The following is an 18,441-nucleotide window of genomic DNA, read 5'->3' as shown; positions in this document are numbered from 1 at the left end:
GGAAAACCGGATTCCACTTCTCCGCATCATGCCCTAGACCCCGAGATAGGCGTGGAGCTTGTCGATGTTGGCGTCGAGCGCGTCGTTGGGGATGGTGTCGACCACCCGGCCCTGCTCGATCACCACGTGGCGGTCGGCCAGCGTCTGGGCGAAGCGGAAGTTCTGCTCCACCAGCACGATGGTGTAGCCCTTGGCCTTGAGCGCCTGGATGGTGCGGCCGATCTGCTGGACGATGACCGGGGCGAGCCCCTCCGTCGGCTCGTCGAGCAGGATGGTCTTGGCGCCAGTGCGCAGGATGCGGCCGATGGCCAGCATCTGCTGCTCGCCGCCCGAGAGCTTGGTGCCCTGGCTGGCCGCCCGCTCCTTGAGGTTCGGGAACAGGGTGTGGATCTCGGCCACCGTCATGCCCCCCGGCTTCACCTTGGGCGGCAGCATCAGGTTCTCGTACACCGAGAGGCTGGCGAAGATGCCGCGCTCCTCCGGCACGTAGCCGAGCCCGAGGCGCGCGATGTTGCGCGAGGCCATGCCGATGGTCTCGGCCCCGTCGTAGACGATCGAGCCGCGGCGCTTGCCCAGGATGCCGATGATCGCCTTGAGGGTCGTGGTCTTGCCGGCGCCGTTGCGCCCCAGCAGCGTCACCACCTCGCCCGCCCGCACCTCCAGGTCGATGCCGTGGAGCACGTGGCTCTCGCCGTACCAGCCCTCCAGCCCCTTCACCGCGATCAGCGGTGCGCCCGCGGCGGCGGGGACGGCCTTCGTCGCGGCCTCAGGCATGTCCGGCTCCGATATAGGCCTCGACCACGCGCGGGTCCTTCGAGACGGTGGCGTAGTCGCCCTCGGCCAGCACCTGCCCGCGGGCGAGCACGGTGATGCGGTCGGAGAGCGAGGCGACCACCGAGAGGTTGTGCTCCACCATGAGGATGGTGCGGTCCTTGGAGACCCGGCGGATCAGGTCGGCGGTGCGCTCCACGTCCTCGTGGCCCATGCCGGCCATGGGCTCGTCCAGCAGCAGCATCTCGGGGTCCAGCGCCAGGGTGGTGGCGATCTCCAGAGCCCGCTTGCGGCCGTAGGAGAGTTCCACCGCCTGGTGGTCGGCGAACTCGGACAGGCCGACCGCCTCCACCAGCTCCAGGGCCTCGCCGTCGAGGGCGCGCAGCACCTTCTCGGGCCGCCAGAAATCGAAGGAATCGCCGCGCTTGCGCCGCTGCAGGGCGATGCGGACGTTCTCCATCACGGAGAGGTGGGGAAACACCGCCGAGATCTGGAAGGAGCGCACCAGCCCGAGGCGGGCGACGTCGGCCGGCTTCATCCCGGTGATGTCGCGGCCCTTGTAGCGGATCGAGCCTGAGGTCGGGCTGAGGAACTTGGTCAGCAGGTTGAAGCAGGTGGTCTTGCCGGCCCCGTTCGGGCCGATCAGCGCATGGATGGTGCCGCGCACGACCTCCAGCGCCACGCCGTTGACCGCCCGGAAGCCCTTGAACTCCTTCGTCAATCCGCTCGTCGCCAAGATCACGTCCTGAGCCAAGCGCAACCCTCCCATGCGTCCGGCGCGGTATATCGCCCAAGCGCGGGCGGCGTCCATCCGCTTTCGGAACTTTGGAGAAACAATCTCCCGGGGCTGATACGGCCGGCCGATCGTATGCCGGCACAGCAAAACGGCGGGGCTTTCGGCCCCGCCGTCATCGGCGTCGAACGCGTCTGGCTGCCGGTCAGTAGGCCGGGCCGCCGGAGGTCTGGCCGTATTGCGGCACCGGAAAGTTCAGCTGGTTGGCGTTGCCCGCCTTGGCGGAGTCGACCGCGCCGCGGCCGTAGCCGGTCGGCACGCGGGCATCGCGCACATTGATCGAGCCGGTGGTGATGTCGTCGTAGGCGCCGACGGGCGCGCGGCCGGGCCAGTTGCCGCCCTGGGCGAAGGCGGCCGGGGCGGCCAGGCTCAGGGCCGCGGCGGCAACGATGGAAGCAAGACGAACGGTCATCACAGTATCCACATCTTTTCTTGCGGTCTCCGTCAAACATCCATGGGTCTTGTCCACGATGTCCGGGGGCCGTTACCTTGGGTACGACGCGGATATGGGTCGGCCCCGATCGTCCCGACGTGCGCTCCCGCACGCGCCCGCGGGGTGCTGGCGCCGCCCCGGCCGGCTGCCTACAAGGGCCGCTCCACGGGAGAGCGCCATGGCCTTGTCCGACGAGGGCACCGCGACGGGCCGGGTGCCCGGCATCGCCGACCTCGACACCCCCTGCCTGCTGCTGGACGAGGGGCGCTTGACGCGCAACGTCGCCGCCATGCGGGCGCGGCTCGACGGGTTCGGAGTCGCCTTCCGGCCGCACCTGAAGACCGCCAAGTCCCTCGACGTGGCCCGGCTCGCCATGGCCTCGCCAGCGGGGCCGGCCATGGTCTCGACCTTGCGCGAGGCGGAATACTTCGCGCAGGGCGGCGTGCGGGACATGATCTACGGTGTCGGCATCGCCCCTTCCAAGCTCGACCGGGTCGGGGCGATCCGGGCCGCTGGCGCCGATCTCGCGCTGATCCTCGACAGCGTCGCGCAGGCCGACGCCGTGGCGGCCTGGTCGCGCGGGCACGCCGACCGGCTGCCGGCCCTGATCGAGGTCGACGCCGACGGCCACCGCTCGGGGGTGGCGCCGGGGGACGGCGCCCTCCTCGCCGAGATCGGCCGCCGCCTCGTCGAAGGCGGCGCCGAATTGCGGGGCGTGCTGCTGCATGCCGGCGACAGCTACGGCCTGAGCGATCCGGGCGCGATCGCCCGGGCCGCCGAGGCCGAGCGGGAGGCGGCCGTGACGGCCGCCGGAATCTTGCGCGCGGCCGGCCTGCCCTGCCCCGTGGTCAGCGTCGGCTCGACGCCGACGGCGCGGTTCGCCCAGGGTCTTGCCGGGGTCACGGAAGTGCGGGCCGGCGTCTTCATGTTCGGCGACCTGTTCCAGGCGGGCGTCGGCTCGGTCGGGATCGCGGACATCGCCCTCTCGGTGCTCGCGAGCGTGATCGGCCACCAGCGGCAGAAGGGTTGGATCATCGTGGATGCCGGCTGGATGGCCCTGTCGCGCGACCGCGGCACGGCCCGCCAGGCCGTGGACCAGGGCTACGGCATCGTCTGCGACGCGACCGGCCGGCCCTATCCGGACCTGATCGTGGCCGACGCCAACCAGGAGCACGGCATCGTCGCCCTCCGCCCCGGGGCCACGGCCGCGCTGCCCGACCTCGCCCTCGGCGCCCGGATCCGCATCCTGCCCAACCACGCCTGCGCCACGGGGGCCCAGCACGACCGCTACCACGTCCTCGACGGGGCGGGCGAGGTCCACGCCGTCTGGCCGCGCATCCGCGGCTGGTGAGGGCGCGCGTTCGGGTCGGACGTGAATTGACGGCCGCCCGGCGGGGTGGGAAAGCCTGTGGCATGACGATGCCGCACGGTCAGACCCCCTCGCCGCCCCCCCTCCCCGAGGCCGACGTCGCGGCCCTGAAATCCGAGGCGACCGCGTGGTTCACCACGCTGCGCGACCGGATCGTGGCCGCCCTCGAAGCCCTGGAAGCGGAGGCCGCCGGCCCGTTCCACGCCGATGCTCCGGAGGCACCACAAATATTCAAGAAAACGCCGTGGGAGCGCACCGACCATACCGGGAAGCCCGGCGGCGGCGGCACCATGGCGATGCTGCACGGGCGGGTGTTCGAGAAGGCGGGCGTCCACGTCTCGGCGGTGCACGGGGAGTTCGCCCCCGAGTTCCGGGCGCAGATGCCGGGTGCCGCCGAGGACCCGCGCTTCTTCGCCACCGGCATCTCGCTGATCGCCCACCCCTGGAACCCGAACGCGCCCACCGTCCACATGAACACCCGCTTCGTCGTGACGACGAAGGCGTGGTTCGGGGGCGGCGCCGACCTCACCCCCGTGCTGGAGCGCCGCCGCAGCCAGGACGACCCGGACAGCCATGTCTTCCACGCGGCCCTGAAGGCCGCCTGCGACGCCCACGCCCCGGCCGCGAACTACGACAAGTACAAGGCGTGGTGCGACGAGTACTTCTACCTGCCCCACCGCAAGGAGCCCCGCGGCATCGGCGGGATCTTTTACGATTACCACTGGACCGGCGACCCGCAGGCGGACCTCGCCTTCACCCGCGACGTGGGCGGGGCTTTTCTCAAGGCCTATCCCGCGATCATGCGCGCCAACCTCCCGAAGGAGTGGACCGAGGCCGACCGGCTGGAGCAGCAGGTGCGCCGGGGGCGCTACGTCGAGTTCAACCTGCTGCACGACCGGGGCACGATCTTCGGCCTGAAGACCGGCGGCAACGTCGCCTCGATCCTGTCCTCGCTGCCGCCCACCGTCCGCTGGCCGTGAGCGCGGGCCTGCCGCACGCCTTCGCCCCGCAGCAGGATGCGGCGCTGAAGGCGATCGCCGCGTGGCGGAAAGGTAGCGGGGGCGCCCAGGTCTTCCGCCTGTTCGGCTATGCCGGCACCGGCAAGACCACGCTCGCCCGGGCCATCGCCGAGGACGTGGACGGCCCCGTGGTGTTCGGCGCCTTCACCGGCAAGGCGGCCTCGGTGATGCGCCAGAAGGGCTGCCACGACGCGGCCACCATCCATAGCCTGATCTACCGCACCAAGGAGACCGAGGAGGGCGGGCCCGCCTTCACCCTCAACCGCGCCGGCCCCGCGGCCAAGGCCGACCTCATCGTCATCGACGAGTGCTCGATGGTCGATTCGGACCTGGGCCACGACCTGCTCTCCTTCGACAAGCCGGTGCTGGTGCTGGGCGATCCGGCCCAGCTGCCGCCGGTGCGGGGCGGCGGCTTCTTCACGGAGGCCGAGCCCGACGTGATGCTCACCGAAGTCCACCGGCAGGCCAAGGACGACCCGATCGTGCGCATGGCCATGACGGTGCGCGAGGGCGGGCGCCTGGAACTGGGCGCGTACGGCCAGAGCCGGGTGATCGCGCGACGGTCCATCGACCCGGCCCAGGTGCTCGATTGCGACCAGGTGCTCGTCGGCCTCAACAAGACCCGCCGGCTCTACAACGGCCGCCTGCGGGAACTGGCCGGCCACACCGACCCGATGCCGGCCGTGGGCGAGAAGCTGGTCTGCCTGCGCAACGACCGCACCAAGGGCCTGCTCAACGGCTCGACCTGGACGGTGCAGGCGCTGCGCGCCCCGCCCCGCCCCGACACGGTCCGCCTCGACGTGGTGCCCGAGGACGACCCGGCGCTGCGGCGGCGGGGCGTCGACATCAAGGTCCTGCGCGCGGTGATCTCCGGATCGGAGGAGGAGATCCCGGCCTTCCTCCGCCGCGAGACCGACGAGTTCACCTACGGCTACGCGCTCACCGTCCACAAGGCGCAGGGCTCGCAATGGGACAAGGTGGTCCTGTTCGACGAGTCCTACGCCTTCCGCGAGCACCGGGCGCGCTGGCTCTATACCGGCCTGACGCGGGCGGCGCGGGCGATCACGGTGGTGGTGTGAGCCCCGGATCGAATCCGGCGCAGCCGCCGCAGACCGGTTCGGCCGCCTCGGCTCCGGCGCTCAGCACCCGATCGGGCACGGCCTCCCCCTCCGGTGCCGGATGCGGCGGCGCCTCGGCCGCCCGAACCGGCTCGACGTAAGCGGTGATGCCCGGCCCGGTCTTCTCCCGCGCCGGCTCGGCCGTCTTGAGCGGGATGGGCTTCCACACCAGGCGCGCAGTGTCGGTGGCCGGCTCCATCGCCCAGCGGGCGCGGTCGGCCGCCGACCGCTCCAGGGCGGCGTAGGGATCGATGCCGAAGGCGCGCGGCCTCGCAGGCCGGCCGGAATCGGCGGTGAGCAGCGTGCCCGGCATCGCCGCGACCGAGCCGGTTCGCGCCGGGAAGTCGGCGCGGGAGGCGCAGGCATTCAGCGAGAGCAGCACGAGGCCGCCTGTCGCGAGAAGCCTGAACGGCGACGATCGTGGCCGGCGACCTGGCATTGCCCATCGAATCGAAGATTTGAAGGCATGATCTTCGCTATCCGCATGGTTAATTCTCGGTTAATTTTGTTCTAAACGAACCAAATACTGCATCGGCACTGCCCCCAGCCGGCCCGTGTCCGGGAGGTGGACGAACCGCACCGGCATCCCCACCTCACGCGCTGCCATCGAACCCGATCCGGAGACAGACCTTGCCCGACGACGATTCCGGCCCGCCCCGGATGCACGCCACCACCATCCTGATGGTCCGCAAGGGCGGCCGCGTCGTTGTCGGCGGCGACGGGCAGGTCAGCCTCGGGCAGACCATCGTGAAGGGCAACGCGCGCAAGGTCCGGCGGCTGGCCAAGGGCAGCGTGATCGGGGGCTTTGCCGGGGCGACCGCCGACGCCTTCACCCTGTTCGAGCGGCTGGAGGCCAAGCTGGAGCAGTATCCCGGCCAGCTCACCCGCGCCTGCGTCGAGCTGACCAAGGACTGGCGCACGGACCGGTACCTCCGCCGCCTGGAGGCGATGATGCTGGTGGCCGACCGCGACGTGAGCCTGTTGCTCTCGGGCGCGGGTGACGTGCTGGAGCCGGAAGGCGGCGTGATGGCGATCGGCTCAGGGGGGAACTACGCCCTGGCCGCGGCCCGCGCCCTGGAGGACCAGGACCTCGATGCCGAGGCCATCGTGCGCAAGGCGATGGGGATCGCGGCCGAGATCTGCGTCTACACCAACACCAGCCTCGTCATCGAGGCCCTCGAAACGGCTCCCGGCTGAGGGCTGTTCGGCGGGACGGTCGACAGGACCCGGCATCACCGGACCGGCCCCCATCCGACCCAAGACCTCGGGGAGGCAACTTCAGGTTAGGGCCAGGCTGAACTTTGCGAGATTTGAATTTCGGCCTCGGGATAAACCGGCATAGTCTGCCTGGACTTTCGTTAACCTTATCTTGAGCCTACGCCGGCATGGTCCCTGCATTGTCCGCGGCGGGTCGTCAGCATGAACATCGGCAAGAAGCTCATCGGGTTCGTGGGCGCCTGCAGCCTCGTCACCCTGGTGGTTGCGGGGGTCAGCATCGGGACCCTCGACACCTTCAACGGCGCCGTCACCGACGTGAAGCTCGCCGCGACCCGCGCGCTCCATGCGGCCAACTTCAACCGCCTCGCCACCGAGGTGGTGATGGATTCCCGCGGGGTCTACGCGGCCGCCGACCGTGCCGAGGCCGGCAAGTACGCCGAGCGCATGCACAAGGGCCTGGCGGCCATGGACGACCTGCTCAAGGTCTGGGCGCCGCTGATGCGGCCCCAGGACCAGGCCACCTTCAAGGGCGTCGTCGAAGGTGCGGCCGCCTTCCGGGAGATGCGGATCGCCATCGCGCGGGCGGGCACCGAGGTCTCCCCGAAGGCCGCGGCCGAACTCGGCTTCAACGACGCGAACCAGGTCAACCGCCGGGCGTTCCAGGGGGCCATCGACGGGCAGGTCGCCCGCGCGCGGGCCGATGCCGAGGCGATCGACCTCTGGACGGACGAACTCTACCGCCAGCGCATGATCCTGCTGCTGGCGCTGGCCCTCGGGGGCAGCCTCGCCTGCCTGCTGATCGGCGGCCTCGTCGGCCACCGCCAGATCGCCCGTCCGCTCCGGGACGTGTCGGGTGCGATCCGGCGGCTGGCGCAGGGCGAGCACGACCTGCCCGCGGTCAGGCCCTCGCGGGACGAGATCGGCGCGATCTGGGCCGACATGGCGGTGTTCGCCGCCGCGATGCGCGAGGCCGAGAGCCTGCGCGGCCGGCAGGCGCTCGCGGGCAGCGAGGCCGAGGCCCGCAAGCGCGCCGGGATGGAGGCCCTGGCCGACCGCTTCCAGGGCAGCGTCGGCGCCCTGGTCGAGCACCTGGCCGGCGCCGCCGCCGAGATGGAGGACACCGCCCGCGCCATGGCCGCCAACGCCGAGCGCACCAAGGCCCAGTCCGGCGCCGTGATGGCGGCCGCCCATGAGACCTCGCAGAACGTGCAGGCGGTGGCCGCCGCCACCGAGGAACTCGCCGCCACCGCCAACGAGATCGGCGCCCAGGTCGCCCAGACCTCCACCGCCGCGGCCGGTGCCGTCGAGAGCGCCCGGCTCACCAACGAGCGGGTGCAGCTCCTCGCCCGCAGCGCCGCCGGCATCGGCGAGGTCGTCGCCCTGATCTCGGGCATCGCCGGGCAGACCAATCTCCTCGCCCTCAACGCCACCATCGAGGCGGCGCGCGCCGGCGAGGCCGGCCGCGGCTTCGCGGTGGTCGCATCCGAGGTCAAGGAGCTGGCGGGCCAGACCGCGCGGGCCACCGACCAGATCACCGCGCAGATCGCCACGATCCGCGAGGCCACCGCCGACGCGGTGATGGCGATCGAGGAGATCGGGACCACCATCGGTGGTGTGCATGCGATCGCGCTCGGCGTCGCGGCGGCGGTGGAGGAGCAGCAGGTCGCCACCCAGGAGATCGCCCGCAGCGTCAGCGACGCGGCCCGCGGCACCCAGGCCGTGACGGAGACCATGGCGCAGGTCCAGGCCGCCGCCCGCGAAGCCGGGGCCGGCGCCGCACAGGTGCTCACCGCGGCCGGCGACCTCGCCCGCCGCTCCGGTACCCTGGGCACGGAGGTCGCCGGCTTCGTCGGCGAGGTCCGCGCGGCTTGAACGGTCGAGGCGCCCCCGGCGCCCTGGAAAGCCCGGCCGCCGACCCTTAGATCGGGGCCATGCGCCCCCGAATCCACGTCCCGCGCCGTCCTCCGGCGCATCCATGATCGAGCCCGCCCTCCTGTCGCGGGCGGTGGCGCGCGGCATCATCAGTCCGGCCCAGTCCGAGGCGCTGGCCCGCCTCGCCGTCGAGGACGCGGCCGCGCTCCCCGGGCAGGCCGCAACCTTCGAGCCGGCGCAGGACGACGAGCGGCTGCGCTTCATCACCGGCTTTGCCGACGTCTTCGTCACCCTGGGGATCGGCCTGTTCCTCGGGGCGGCGTGGTGGATCACCAACGATGGCCTGGGCGTGGTCGCCGCCTGGATGCTGGTCGGGGTCCTGTCCTGGGCACTCGCGGAGTTCTTCGCCCGCCGGCGCCGGATGGCGCTGCCGAGTATCGTTCTGCTCCTGGTCTTCTGCGCGTCGGCCTTCCAGTCCGCTCGGGGCCTGCTCGGGATCGACACGGACGGGGCACCGCTGCTGCTCGGCCCCGGCAGCGGGATTGCCGCACAATGGCCCTACGTGGCGGCCTCCGCCGCGGCTCTGCTCGCGGCGATCCTGCACTACCGGCGCTTCGCCGTGCCGATCACCGTCGCGGCCGGCACCGCGGCGCTCGCCGGGGCGCTGCTGGCCCTCGCCTTCGCGGCCCTGCCCGGACTCGGCTTCCGCGGCGCCAGCGCGCTCCTCGTCCTGGCCGGCCTCGGGGTGTTCATGCTCGCCATGCGCTACGACCTCGCGGACCCCCTGCGGCTGACCCGCCGGGCCGACATCGCCTTCTGGCTCCACCTGCTCGCCGCCCCGATGGTCGTCCACCCGGTGCTGGCGAGCCTGGGCGCGGATAGCCGCCTGTCCTCCGCCGGCACGGCGGCCCTGGTGCTCGGGCTTGTCCTGCTCCTCGCCCTCGTGGCTCTGGCCACCGACCGCCGGGCGATCCTGGTCGCCGGCCTGACCTATGCCGCCTACGCCGTCGGCACGCTGATCCGAGAGGCCGGCTTCACCGGCCTGTCCGTCCCCTTGAGCCTGCTGGCGCTGGGCGCCTTCGTGCTGCTCCTCAGCGCCGGCTGGCACCCGTTGCGCGGGGTGATCCTGCGCGGCCTCCCCCATCGCTTCGCAGCCCGGCTGCCCCACCCGATCGGAGCCCGATGACCACGTTTTCCCCCCGCGAGATCGTCTCCGAACTCGACCGCTTCATCGTCGGGCAGCACGACGCCAAGCGCGCGGTGGCCATCGCCCTGCGCAACCGCTGGCGCCGCCAGCAGCTCACCGGCCCCTTGCGCGAGGAGGTCGCCCCGAAGAACATCCTGATGATCGGCCCCACCGGCTGCGGCAAGACCGAGATCGCCCGGCGGCTGGCGCGGCTGGCCGGTGCGCCCTTCCTCAAGATCGAGGCGACGAAGTTCACCGAGGTCGGCTATGTCGGCCGCGACGTGGAGCAGATCGTGCGCGACCTCGTGGAGGTCGCCATCGGCCTCGTGCGCGAGGAGAAGCGCAAGGCGGTGAAAGCCAAGGCGGAGGCCGCCGCCGAGAACCGCATCCTCGATGCGCTCGTCGGCCCCACCGCCTCCCAGGGCACCCGCGACAGCTTCCGCAAGAAGCTGCGCGACAGCCAGCTCGACGACAAGGAGGTCGAGATCGAACTCTCCGGCAGCGCGCCCTCCGGCCTGCCGATGTTCGAGATCCCCGGCATGCCCGGCGCCTCGATGGGCGCGGTCAACCTCGGCGACATGCTCGGCAAGGCCTTCGGGGGCGCCAAGGGCAAGCCCCGCCGCATGAGCGTGCGCGACGCCTACGCGCCCTTGCTCGCCGAGGAATCCGACAAGCTCGTGGACGACGACGCCCTGGTGCGCGAGGCGATCCGCGAGGTCGAGGACAACGGCATCGTCTTCCTCGACGAGATCGACAAGATCTGCGCGCGGGAAGGCCGCTCCTCGGCCGACGTCTCCCGCGAGGGCGTGCAGCGCGACCTCCTGCCCCTGATCGAGGGCACCACGGTGGCGACCAAGCACGGGGCGGTGAAGACCGACCACGTGCTGTTCATCGCAAGCGGCGCCTTCCACGTCTCGAAGCCCTCCGACCTGCTGCCCGAGCTGCAGGGCCGGCTGCCGATCCGCGTGGAACTGCAACCCCTTACCGTGGAAGACTTCAAGCAGATCCTCACCTCTACCGAGGCGAGCCTGCTGAAGCAGACCGTGGCGCTGATGCAGACGGAAGGGGTGACCCTGGCCTTCTCGGACGACGCCGTCGACGCCATCGCGCGGGTGGCCGTGGAGGTGAACGGCTCCGTCGAGAACATCGGCGCGCGGCGCCTCTCCACCGTGCTGGAGCGGGTGATCGACGAGGTCTCCTTCACCGCCACCGACCGCTCCGGCGAGACGGTGGCGATCGACGCGCAATACGTCCGCGACCGGGTCGAGAGCCTGGCCGCCAACGCGGATCTCAGCCGGTTCATCCTGTAGGTGCCGGACGTCTCTCGGGACGGGGCGGCCGCCCCGCTCCTGCCGGTCGGCGCGCTGGTGGCCGGGATGGTCTCGATCCAGTGCGGGGCGGTCCTGGCCAAGGGCCTGTTTCCCGTCGTCGGGGCGACGGGAGTCACGGTCCTGCGCGTCGGCTTCTCGGCCCTGATCCTGCTCGCGGTCTGGCGGCCGTGGCGGCGCAGCCTGCGCCTGCGCGATGCCGGAGCCATCGCCCTCTACGGCGCGGCGCTCGGCTGCATGAACCTGCTGTTCTACCTCTCGATCCGCACCCTGCCGCTCGGGCCCGCCGTCGCCATCGAGTTCGCCGGACCCTTGGCCGTGGCCCTCTCGGTCTCCCGGCGGCGGGTGGACTTCGCCTGGATCGGGCTCGCCGTGCTGGGCCTCTGGCTGCTGCTGCCGGTGGCCGGGCCGGGCGGGCTCGATCCCGCGGGCGTCGCCTACGCCCTCGGCGCCGCCCTGGCCTGGGCCCTCTACATCGTGTTCGGGCAGCGGGCGGGGCGGATCGACGGCGGGCAGGCCGTGTCCCTCGGGATGCTGACGGCGGCGATCGTTGTGGCGCCCGTCGGCCTCGCGCAGGCCGGCACGGATCTGTTCGCGCCGCAGACCCTCGTCCTCGGCTTCGGGGTGGCGATCCTGTCGAGCGCCCTGCCCTATTCCCTGGAGATGGTGGCCCTGCGGGGCCTGACGCGGCAGGTCTTCGGCGTGCTGCTGAGCCTGGAGCCGGCGATCGCCGCGCTCGCCGCCGCCGTGGTCCTGGGCGAGCGCCTCACGCCGGCGCAGTGGCTGGCCGTCGCCTGCATCGTCGCGGCATCAGTGGGGATCACCGCGAGCGGGCGCAGGCGCGCCGGGGCCGCCCCGGACCCGTAGGCGGCCTCGTCAGCCCGGCCAGACCTGCCCCGGCCGCAGGGCCAGGAATTTTTCGCGTGGGTGCCCGGCGCCGTCCAGCGCCGCCCCCAGGGCCTCGGCCGGCCGCTCCACCCCCTCGTCCGTGAGGCGGAACGTGCCCCAATGGTGGCCGAGCGCCTGCTCCGCCTCCAGCAGGCCCAGCGCCGTCACCGCGTCCTCCGGGTTCATGTGCTGCGCCTGCATGAACCAGCGCGGCTCGTAGGCGCCGATGGGCAGCGTGGCGAGCCGCGGCGGCCCGAAGCGCTCCCGGACCTCGCGGAACAGGCGGCCGTCGCCGAGCCCGGTGTCGCCGACATGGTAGTGCACGCCCCAGGGCGAGGTGAGCACGAAGGCGCACCACAGGGCCATGCGCCGGTCGTTGAGCCCGCGGGCCGACCAGTGGTTGGCCGGCGTCAGGTGGACGGCGAGCCCGTCGCCGAGGTCGACCGAGCCGCCCCAGTCGCGGGTCTCGACATGCATGGTGTCGTCGTAGCCGCGCAGGATCGCGTCGTTGCCCAGCGGCGCGATCACCAGGGGCTGGTGCGCCTGCCAGATCCGGGCGAGGCTCGGCCCGTCGAGGTGGTCGTAATGGTTGTGGGTGACGAGCACCGCATCGATCGGCGGCAGGTCGGAAAGCGCGATGCCGGGCGGGTTGACGCGCCTGGGGCCGGCAAAGCCCACCGGGCTCGCGCGCTTGGAGAGGACCGGATCGATCAGGATGTTGCGGCCTGCCACCTGCACCAGGTAGCTCGCATGCCCGATCAGCACGATCCGAAGGCCGGCGACCCGCTCAGGCGGCCTGTCGGCCGGGTAGGGGCTCGGGAACTGCCTGGGCCAGGCCTCGCCCTTGCGGGAAACCTGCCAGCGGAGCACGTCCGACAGGTCCTTGTCGGCCCCCTGCTCGGGCCCATGGAAGCGCACCCCGTCGAAATGGTCGCTCACCGGGCCGCGGTAATAGGGGTTGGTGCCGCGCCGGTGCGCGGCGTAGCCGACGCCGCCCAGCGTCATCACCGTGGCCGCACTCGCGACCGTGAGCAGGCTTCGCCGTTTCATGCGTCCGATGTGGCCGTCGCGGCCCCGGGTTCAAGCGCGCCGGTTGCCTTTAAGTGCACCTCATAAAACTTCCGATCACCGGGAGCCCTCCTTCTGGCCGCGACCGCGCAGCGGAAGTTTTATGAGAGACACTACGAGCGCCAGCGCAGTTCGCGCCGCTCCAGCGGGTTGACGAAGGGGCGCCCGGCGCGCGCGGCCTCCAGCGCCTCGCGCTTCAGGCGGAAATACCATTGCGAGGGCAGGTCGCCCTCCCCGAACAGCACCATGGTCGGCTTGCGGTCCAGGCCCGCCTGGGCGTGCTGGAGCACCTGCTGGTCCTGGGTCAGAAACTGGCGCATCAGCGGGCGTGCGACGGGCTTGAGCAGGTTCAGGGCCGGCAGGCTCCAGTAGAGGGCGTTGGTCAGGAGGGTGCGGTCGGCGGTCATGGGGGTGGCGAAGGTGTAGTTCGCCACGCGCCTGGTACCGGCCGTGATCCGCTCCAGGCGCACCCCCGGCAGCCGGAACTCGATCTCCACCTCCGGCACGCCGCCCAGCAGCCGGTAGACCGGCGAACTGGTCGTGGTGGCGTGGCTCGTCATGACGAAGCCGTGCGGCACCGGCTGGAAGGTCTTCACCTTCTCCCGCAACGCTTTGGACGGGCGGAACCACCAGGAATCGTGCACGAAGGCGACGTGGCCGGGATCGACGAGGCTCAAGGTGGTGAGGTCGAAGGAGGCCTCGACCACGAGTTCCACCACCACGCAGCCCGCAGGCTCGAAATCGAGGGCCGGCACGGCCGGCACGTCGGCGGCGGGGGGGCCGAGATGCGGGTTCACCCAGACGAAGCCGGCGCTCTCGCGCACGGGGAAGCGCTGCACGGCGATGCGCGAGAAGTCGGCCTTGTCCTGCGCCGAGAGGGTCGGCACGTCGCGGCAGCGGCCGTCCGTGGAGAAGCGCCAGCCGTGGAACGGGCAGGTCAGCTCGGCCCCGTCGAAGCGGCCCTTCGACAGGGCCATGCCCCGGTGGGGGCAGCGGTCGCGCAGCGCGAAGAGGGCGCCCTCCGCGTCGCGCCCGAGCACGATCTGCTCGCCGTTCAGCTCCACCGCCCGCAGGCCGCTCCGGCCGAAGTTCTTGTCCCGCCTGAAGTCCTTGGCCTGCCCGACGCAGTACCACGCCTCCGGCAGGGGCCGGCGCATGGCCTCGGGATCGAGGGCGTCCTCGTCGCCGGCCTTCGCGTCGCGCAGGGCTGTGAGGGGTGAGGATGGCATTCGGTCTCGCAGGGGGCGGAGACCGTCCTCATACGCCCGGCCGCTTGGCGGGGAAAGCAGCGGCGAGACAACGCAGGCGAGGGACTTCACAAGGGGCGCCGGCGCCCCTACCTTCGGGGTCCCAGCAACGAACGAAAGGAGGTGATCCAGTGTCTCATTGTCATCAGCCGCTGTCTTCGGCTTACCGGACCTGGACCGTCGCCTCCGGCACCGCCCTCTAGCGGTCGCCTGAGCGTAGACTCGGGACAGTTTCGGCCGGACCGCGGTTCGGCAATGGAAGGGCCGCCCTCGTCGGGCGGCCCTTCGGCGTTTCAGGACCTTCGAGGACGCCTACCGCTTCTGGAACAGCGGCTGGGCCAGGGTCTCGGCCCGCGCCTGCCACAGGTCGCGCTCGGCCTGCATCGCGTCCCGCTCGGTCCGCGCCGCGTCGTGCTCCGCCTGGAACCGGTCGCGCTCGGCACGCACCGTATGCAGGGATTCCATCTCGCTCCGGACATGCTGGCGCAGGTCGCGGATCTCCTGGGCCAGGATCGCCTGGAGGTCGCCGTAGCGCTCCGATTCGAGGCGGAGCTTGGCTTTGAGCATCAGGTTCTCGGCCACCAGTTCCGACACGTCCTCCGCGTCGGCTTCGGGGGCCGGCCGCGGCGCGTCGACCGACTGGACGATGCGCGGGCTCCAGGTCGGCTCGGTCGCGCGCGGGGGCTCGACCGTGCGGACCGGCTCGGGGGCGCGGACGGGCTCCGGCTGGACGGCGCGGGGCTCGTCCGGCACGGGGCTCGCGGCCTGGGGCGTCGCGGCCTGCGGGACCTGAGCCTTCATCGCGGTGAGCCAGTCGCGCAGAGGGCCCGGCGCCGGCCGGCCAGTGGTCTCGTATTGCGGGAGGTGGCGGGCGGGTTCCGACATCGGTCAGCGTCCTTGCGGTGTTGCCGACGATAGAGACCGAACATGCTTAACGAACGGTAAAGGTTAACGCCGCCTTCGCGTGCCGGGACGGGAATTCCGGGTGTCCGGAATTTGACATTCCGGCCCCCCGCGTCTACCGCCACCTCCACTTCCGATCCGAGCAGGATCCGATTCCGAAGCCGACCGGTCCGCGAGGCCGGAGGTCAACGCCCGACAGCGCGTCCGCGCCCTCGGGCGTCTTCGGTGTTGGCCGACCTGTCGAGACAGGTGCAAGCGTCTCACGATGAAGCCCGAGCACGAATCCTTGCGCATCGCGGATGCGGTCAACGAGCACTGCCCCTGGTCGGGCAAGCCGATCGCGGCCGATTCCCTGACGCTCTACGGCGGCGCCGTGGTGGGCTTCTGCAACCCCGATTGCCGGGACAAGTTCGACACGGCGATCCGGGCCTTCGAGAACGCGCTCCAGGCCCGCCGGGTCGAATCCGCGGGCCTGCACCAGTGAATCGGATCTAGCGCCATGTTCGAGGGCCTTTCCGACCGCCTCTCCGGCATCCTCTCGGGGCTGACCCGCCGCGGCGCCCTGACGGAGGCCGACGTCACCGCCGCCATGCGCGAGGTGCGCCGCGCCCTCTTGGAGGCCGACGTCGCCCTGGAGGTGGTGCGCGGCTTCACCGACGCGGTGCGCGACAAGGCGGTCGGCGCCGTCGTGCTGAAATCCGTCACCCCCGGCCAGATGGTCGTCAAGATCGTCAACGACGAGCTGGTGGCGATGCTCGGCACCGAGGCCGGCATCATCGACCTCAATGCGCCGGCCCCCGTGCCGATCCTGATGGTCGGCCTGCAGGGCTCGGGCAAGACCACCACCACCGCCAAGATCGCCCGGCGCCTGTCCGAGCGCGAGAAGCGCAAGGTGCTGCTGGCCTCCCTCGACACCCGCCGCCCGGCGGCGATGGAGCAGCTTGCCGTTCTTGCCAAGCAGGTGGGCGTCGAGTCCCTGCCGATCGTGGCCGGCCAGTCGGCGGTGCAGATCGCCAGGCGCGCCATGGACGCGGCCCGGCTCGGCGGCTTCGACGTGGTGATGCTCGACACCGCCGGCCGCACCACGGTGGACGAGGCCCTGATGACCGAGGCCGCCGAGGTCAAGGCGGCGACCCGGCCCCACGAGGTGCTGCTGGTGGCCGACGCCCTCACCGGCCAGGACGCGGTCAACACCGCGCGCGCCTTCGACCAGCGGCTGGGCGTCACCGGCATCGTGCTCACCCGCATGGACGGCGACTCGCGCGGCGGCGCGGCGCTCTCGATGCGGGCGGTGACCGGCAAGCCGATCAAGCTCGTCGGCACCGGCGAGAAGGTCGACGCCCTCGAGGAATTCCACCCGGCCCGCGTCGCCAACCGCATCCTCGGCATGGGCGACATCGTCTCGCTGGTCGAGAAGGCCGCCGAGACCATCGACCACGAGCAGGCGCTCCGCACCGCGGAGAAGATGCGCAAGGGCAAGTTCGATCTCGACGACCTGTCGATGCAGCTCGGCCAGATGGAGAAGATGGGCGGGATCGGCGGCCTGATGGGCATGCTGCCCGGCATGGGCGCGATCAAGAAGCAGGTCGAGGGCGCCAACCTCGACGAGAACATGTTCAAGCGCCAGCGCGCCATCATCTCCTCGATGACGGCCCAGGAGCGCAAGAACCCCGACATCCTCAAGAACTCCCGCAAGAAGCGCATCGCGGCGGGCTCGGGGACGAAGGTCGAGGAGCTGAACAAGCTTCTGAAGATGCACCGGACCATGGCCGACATGATGAAGGCGATGGGCTCGGGCAAGCGCGGGATCGGGCAGGCGCTCGGCTCGATGTTCGGCCTCGGCGGGGGCGGCATGGGTGGCGGGATGCCGGGCCTGCCGCCGGGCATGCCCGAGCCGACGCCGGAGCAGATCGCGCAGATGGAGAAGCAGTTCGGCGGCAAGCTGCCGCCGATGCCGCCCGGTCTGGGCGGCGGCGGCAGGATGCCGGGCCTTCCGGGGCTCGGCGGACCGAAGGGGCCGGGCTTGCCGGGCCTCGGCGGGTTCCCGTTCGGGAAGAAGAAGTGAACGGGCGAATAGGGGGTAGCGAATAGCGAATAGGGCCCACGGCCGTCTCTTCGCTACTCCCTATTCGCTATTCGCTATTCGCCCAAAACCTCATCATCAGGAGTAAACGATGTCCCTCAAGATCCGTCTCACCCGTGGCGGCGCCAAGAAGCGCCCGTACTACCGCATCGTCGTCGCCGACGCCCGCGCGCCGCGCGACGGCCGCTTCATCGAGAAGGTCGGCGCCTACGACCCGATGAAGGCCAAGGACGACCCGGCCCGCATCGTGCTGGACAACGAGAAGATCACGTCCTGGCTCGCCAAGGGCGCCCAGCCCACCGACCGGGTTCTGCGCTTCCTCGACGCCGCGGGCCTGGCCAAGCGCACCGTGCGCAACAACCCGCAGAAGGCCGAGCCGGGCGAGAAGGCCAAGGAGCGCGCCGCCAAGCGCGCCGAGAAGGCCGCAGCGCCTGCCGAGGACGCCGCGGCGTAAGGCTCCCCGGACATGGCGCGCCGCCCCGCAGGCCCCTCCCCCCGCGACGGCGCGCGCCGTGGCCGCTCCGGCGCCCTGGCGCCGGGCACCGAGACCTCGGCGCGGCCCAAGCCCGCCGAGACGAAGCCTGCGCCCGTCGACCCGAACCTCGTCCTCATGGGCGAGTTCGGGCGGGCGCAGGGGCTCAACGGCGAGGTCCGGCTGAAATCCTACACCGGCGACCCGCAGGCGATCGCCGGCTACGGGCCGCTCTCCACCGCGGACGGGCGCACGCTCACGCTGGCCTCCCTGCGCCCCGCCCCCGGCGGCGCCCCGGACCTCCTGGTCGCCCGGGTCGAGGGCGTCGGAAACCGCACGGCCGCCGAGGCCCTGAACCGCACGGCCCTCTACGTCCCCCGCGAGCGGCTCGGCGCGGTGGCCGAGGAGGACGAGTTCTTCACCGCCGACCTCGTAGGCCTGGAGGCGGTCGATGCCGCCGGCAGCGTGGTCGCCACGGTGGTCGCGGTGCCGAACTACGGCGGCGGCGACCTCCTGGAATTGCGCGCGCCTGCCGGCGGCCCGACCGCGCTCCTGCCCTTCACCAAGGCCTTCGTGCCGAGCCTCCGGATCGCGGAGCGCCGGATCGTCGTGGCGCTGCCCGAGGATTTTTTCGCGCCCGCCGGGCCGAAGCCCGCCGACGATCCGGGCTAGA

19 protein-coding genes are annotated in these 18,441 nt (G+C 71.7%); 12 read left to right on the top strand and 7 right to left on the bottom strand.

All coding sequences use genetic code 11. The features are described from left to right. Positions 1–33 precede the first annotated feature (33 nt). From COGEMETH_RS22540 to COGEMETH_RS22530, 3 genes are all read right to left on the bottom strand, one after another. The gene (locus COGEMETH_RS22540; RefSeq protein WP_238184929.1) at positions 34–774 is read right to left on the bottom strand and encodes an ABC transporter ATP-binding protein; all 741 of its coding nucleotides are present in this window, start codon (positions 772–774) and stop codon (positions 34–36) included. Then, on the bottom strand, positions 767–1,540 hold the full coding sequence (locus tag COGEMETH_RS22535) for an ABC transporter ATP-binding protein (protein ID WP_373875422.1): 774 nt from the start codon (positions 1,538–1,540) through the stop codon (positions 767–769). The genes COGEMETH_RS22540 and COGEMETH_RS22535 overlap by 8 nt, the downstream gene beginning before the upstream one ends. A 169-nt stretch (positions 1,541–1,709) precedes the next feature. Then, positions 1,710–1,976, bottom strand: a complete 267-nt coding sequence (locus COGEMETH_RS22530; protein WP_238184927.1) for a hypothetical protein — start codon at positions 1,974–1,976, stop codon at positions 1,710–1,712. Positions 1,977–2,175: 199 nt separating this feature from the next. Between COGEMETH_RS22530 and COGEMETH_RS22525 the strand changes: the two genes are divergently transcribed. The 3 genes from COGEMETH_RS22525 (at position 2,176) to COGEMETH_RS22515 (ending at position 5,464) form a co-directional block, all read left to right on the top strand. Next, complete coding sequence (locus COGEMETH_RS22525; protein WP_238184926.1) at positions 2,176–3,348, top strand: alanine racemase; 1,173 nt, start codon at positions 2,176–2,178, stop codon at positions 3,346–3,348. A 68-nt stretch (positions 3,349–3,416) separates the two neighbouring features. Next, positions 3,417–4,346: an oxygen-dependent coproporphyrinogen oxidase gene (hemF, locus tag COGEMETH_RS22520; protein ID WP_238184933.1), complete on the top strand. Its 930-nt coding sequence runs from the start codon at positions 3,417–3,419 to the stop codon at positions 4,344–4,346. Continuing rightward, on the top strand, positions 4,343–5,464 hold the full coding sequence (locus COGEMETH_RS22515; RefSeq protein ID WP_238184925.1) for an ATP-dependent DNA helicase: 1,122 nt from the start codon (positions 4,343–4,345) through the stop codon (positions 5,462–5,464). Before hemF ends, COGEMETH_RS22515 begins: the two co-directional genes overlap by 4 nt. Here the strand turns inward: COGEMETH_RS22515 and COGEMETH_RS22510 are convergent. Continuing rightward, positions 5,448–5,885, bottom strand: coding sequence for a hypothetical protein (locus tag COGEMETH_RS22510; protein WP_238184924.1), 438 nt, complete (start codon positions 5,883–5,885; stop codon positions 5,448–5,450). The two genes, COGEMETH_RS22515 and COGEMETH_RS22510, sit on opposite strands and share 17 nt — an antisense overlap. 278 nt (positions 5,886–6,163) lie before the next feature. Here COGEMETH_RS22510 and hslV point away from each other — a divergent pair, with 278 nt between their 5' ends. From hslV to COGEMETH_RS22485, 5 genes are all read left to right on the top strand, one after another. Then, positions 6,164–6,700: an ATP-dependent protease subunit HslV gene (gene hslV / locus COGEMETH_RS22505; protein WP_238184932.1), complete on the top strand. Its 537-nt coding sequence runs from the start codon at positions 6,164–6,166 to the stop codon at positions 6,698–6,700. A gap of 222 nt (positions 6,701–6,922) precedes the next feature. Further along, positions 6,923–8,593: a methyl-accepting chemotaxis protein gene (locus COGEMETH_RS22500; RefSeq protein ID WP_238184923.1), complete on the top strand. Its 1,671-nt coding sequence runs from the start codon at positions 6,923–6,925 to the stop codon at positions 8,591–8,593. Between the two features lie 103 nt (positions 8,594–8,696). After that, a complete protein-coding gene (locus tag COGEMETH_RS22495; RefSeq protein WP_238184922.1) occupies positions 8,697–9,779 on the top strand; it encodes a hypothetical protein in 1,083 nt (360 codons plus the stop codon). Further along, entirely contained in the window at positions 9,776–11,089 is a 1,314-nt protein-coding gene (gene hslU / locus COGEMETH_RS22490; protein WP_238184921.1) for an ATP-dependent protease ATPase subunit HslU, read from the top strand. The genes COGEMETH_RS22495 and hslU overlap by 4 nt, the downstream gene beginning before the upstream one ends. 66 nt (positions 11,090–11,155) lie before the next feature. Further along, the gene (locus COGEMETH_RS22485) at positions 11,156–11,974 is read left to right on the top strand and encodes an EamA family transporter (protein ID WP_238184931.1); all 819 of its coding nucleotides are present in this window, start codon (positions 11,156–11,158) and stop codon (positions 11,972–11,974) included. Between the two features lie 9 nt (positions 11,975–11,983). On the opposite strand, the gene COGEMETH_RS22480 is transcribed toward COGEMETH_RS22485, so the two are convergent. From COGEMETH_RS22480 to COGEMETH_RS22470, 3 genes are all read right to left on the bottom strand, one after another. After that, entirely contained in the window at positions 11,984–13,045 is a 1,062-nt protein-coding gene (locus tag COGEMETH_RS22480; protein WP_238184920.1) for an MBL fold metallo-hydrolase, read from the bottom strand. A 131-nt stretch (positions 13,046–13,176) separates the two neighbouring features. Beyond that, positions 13,177–14,292, bottom strand: a complete 1,116-nt coding sequence (locus tag COGEMETH_RS22475; protein ID WP_238184919.1) for an aromatic ring-hydroxylating oxygenase subunit alpha — start codon at positions 14,290–14,292, stop codon at positions 13,177–13,179. Positions 14,293–14,622: 330 nt separating this feature from the next. Next, on the bottom strand, positions 14,623–15,195 hold the full coding sequence (locus COGEMETH_RS22470) for an ATPase (RefSeq protein ID WP_238184918.1): 573 nt from the start codon (positions 15,193–15,195) through the stop codon (positions 14,623–14,625). 283 nt (positions 15,196–15,478) lie between these two features. Between COGEMETH_RS22470 and COGEMETH_RS22465 the strand changes: the two genes are divergently transcribed. The 4 genes from COGEMETH_RS22465 to rimM all read left to right on the top strand — a co-directional run bounded on the left by COGEMETH_RS22465 (position 15,479) and on the right by rimM (position 18,440). Beyond that, positions 15,479–15,697 carry a glutathione S-transferase gene (locus tag COGEMETH_RS22465; protein ID WP_238184917.1) on the top strand — a complete coding sequence of 73 codons (219 nt, stop codon included), beginning with the start codon at positions 15,479–15,481 and terminating at the stop codon, positions 15,695–15,697. Positions 15,698–15,712: 15 nt separating this feature from the next. Beyond that, positions 15,713–17,278, top strand: a complete 1,566-nt coding sequence (ffh, locus tag COGEMETH_RS22460; protein WP_238184916.1) for a signal recognition particle protein — start codon at positions 15,713–15,715, stop codon at positions 17,276–17,278. A gap of 109 nt (positions 17,279–17,387) precedes the next feature. Beyond that, positions 17,388–17,750 carry a 30S ribosomal protein S16 gene (gene rpsP, locus COGEMETH_RS22455; protein ID WP_238184915.1) on the top strand — a complete coding sequence of 121 codons (363 nt, stop codon included), beginning with the start codon at positions 17,388–17,390 and terminating at the stop codon, positions 17,748–17,750. 12 nt (positions 17,751–17,762) lie between these two features. Further along, positions 17,763–18,440: a ribosome maturation factor RimM gene (gene rimM, locus COGEMETH_RS22450; RefSeq protein WP_238184914.1), complete on the top strand. Its 678-nt coding sequence runs from the start codon at positions 17,763–17,765 to the stop codon at positions 18,438–18,440. The last annotated feature ends 1 nt before the right edge of the window (position 18,441 follow it).

The sequence above is a fragment of the Methylobacterium trifolii genome (assembly GCF_022179685.1).
Classification (GTDB): Bacteria; Pseudomonadota; Alphaproteobacteria; order Rhizobiales; family Beijerinckiaceae; genus Methylobacterium; species Methylobacterium trifolii.
Note: the sequence above shows the minus strand (reverse complement) of the source record. Positions and strands in the feature narration are given on the sequence as shown.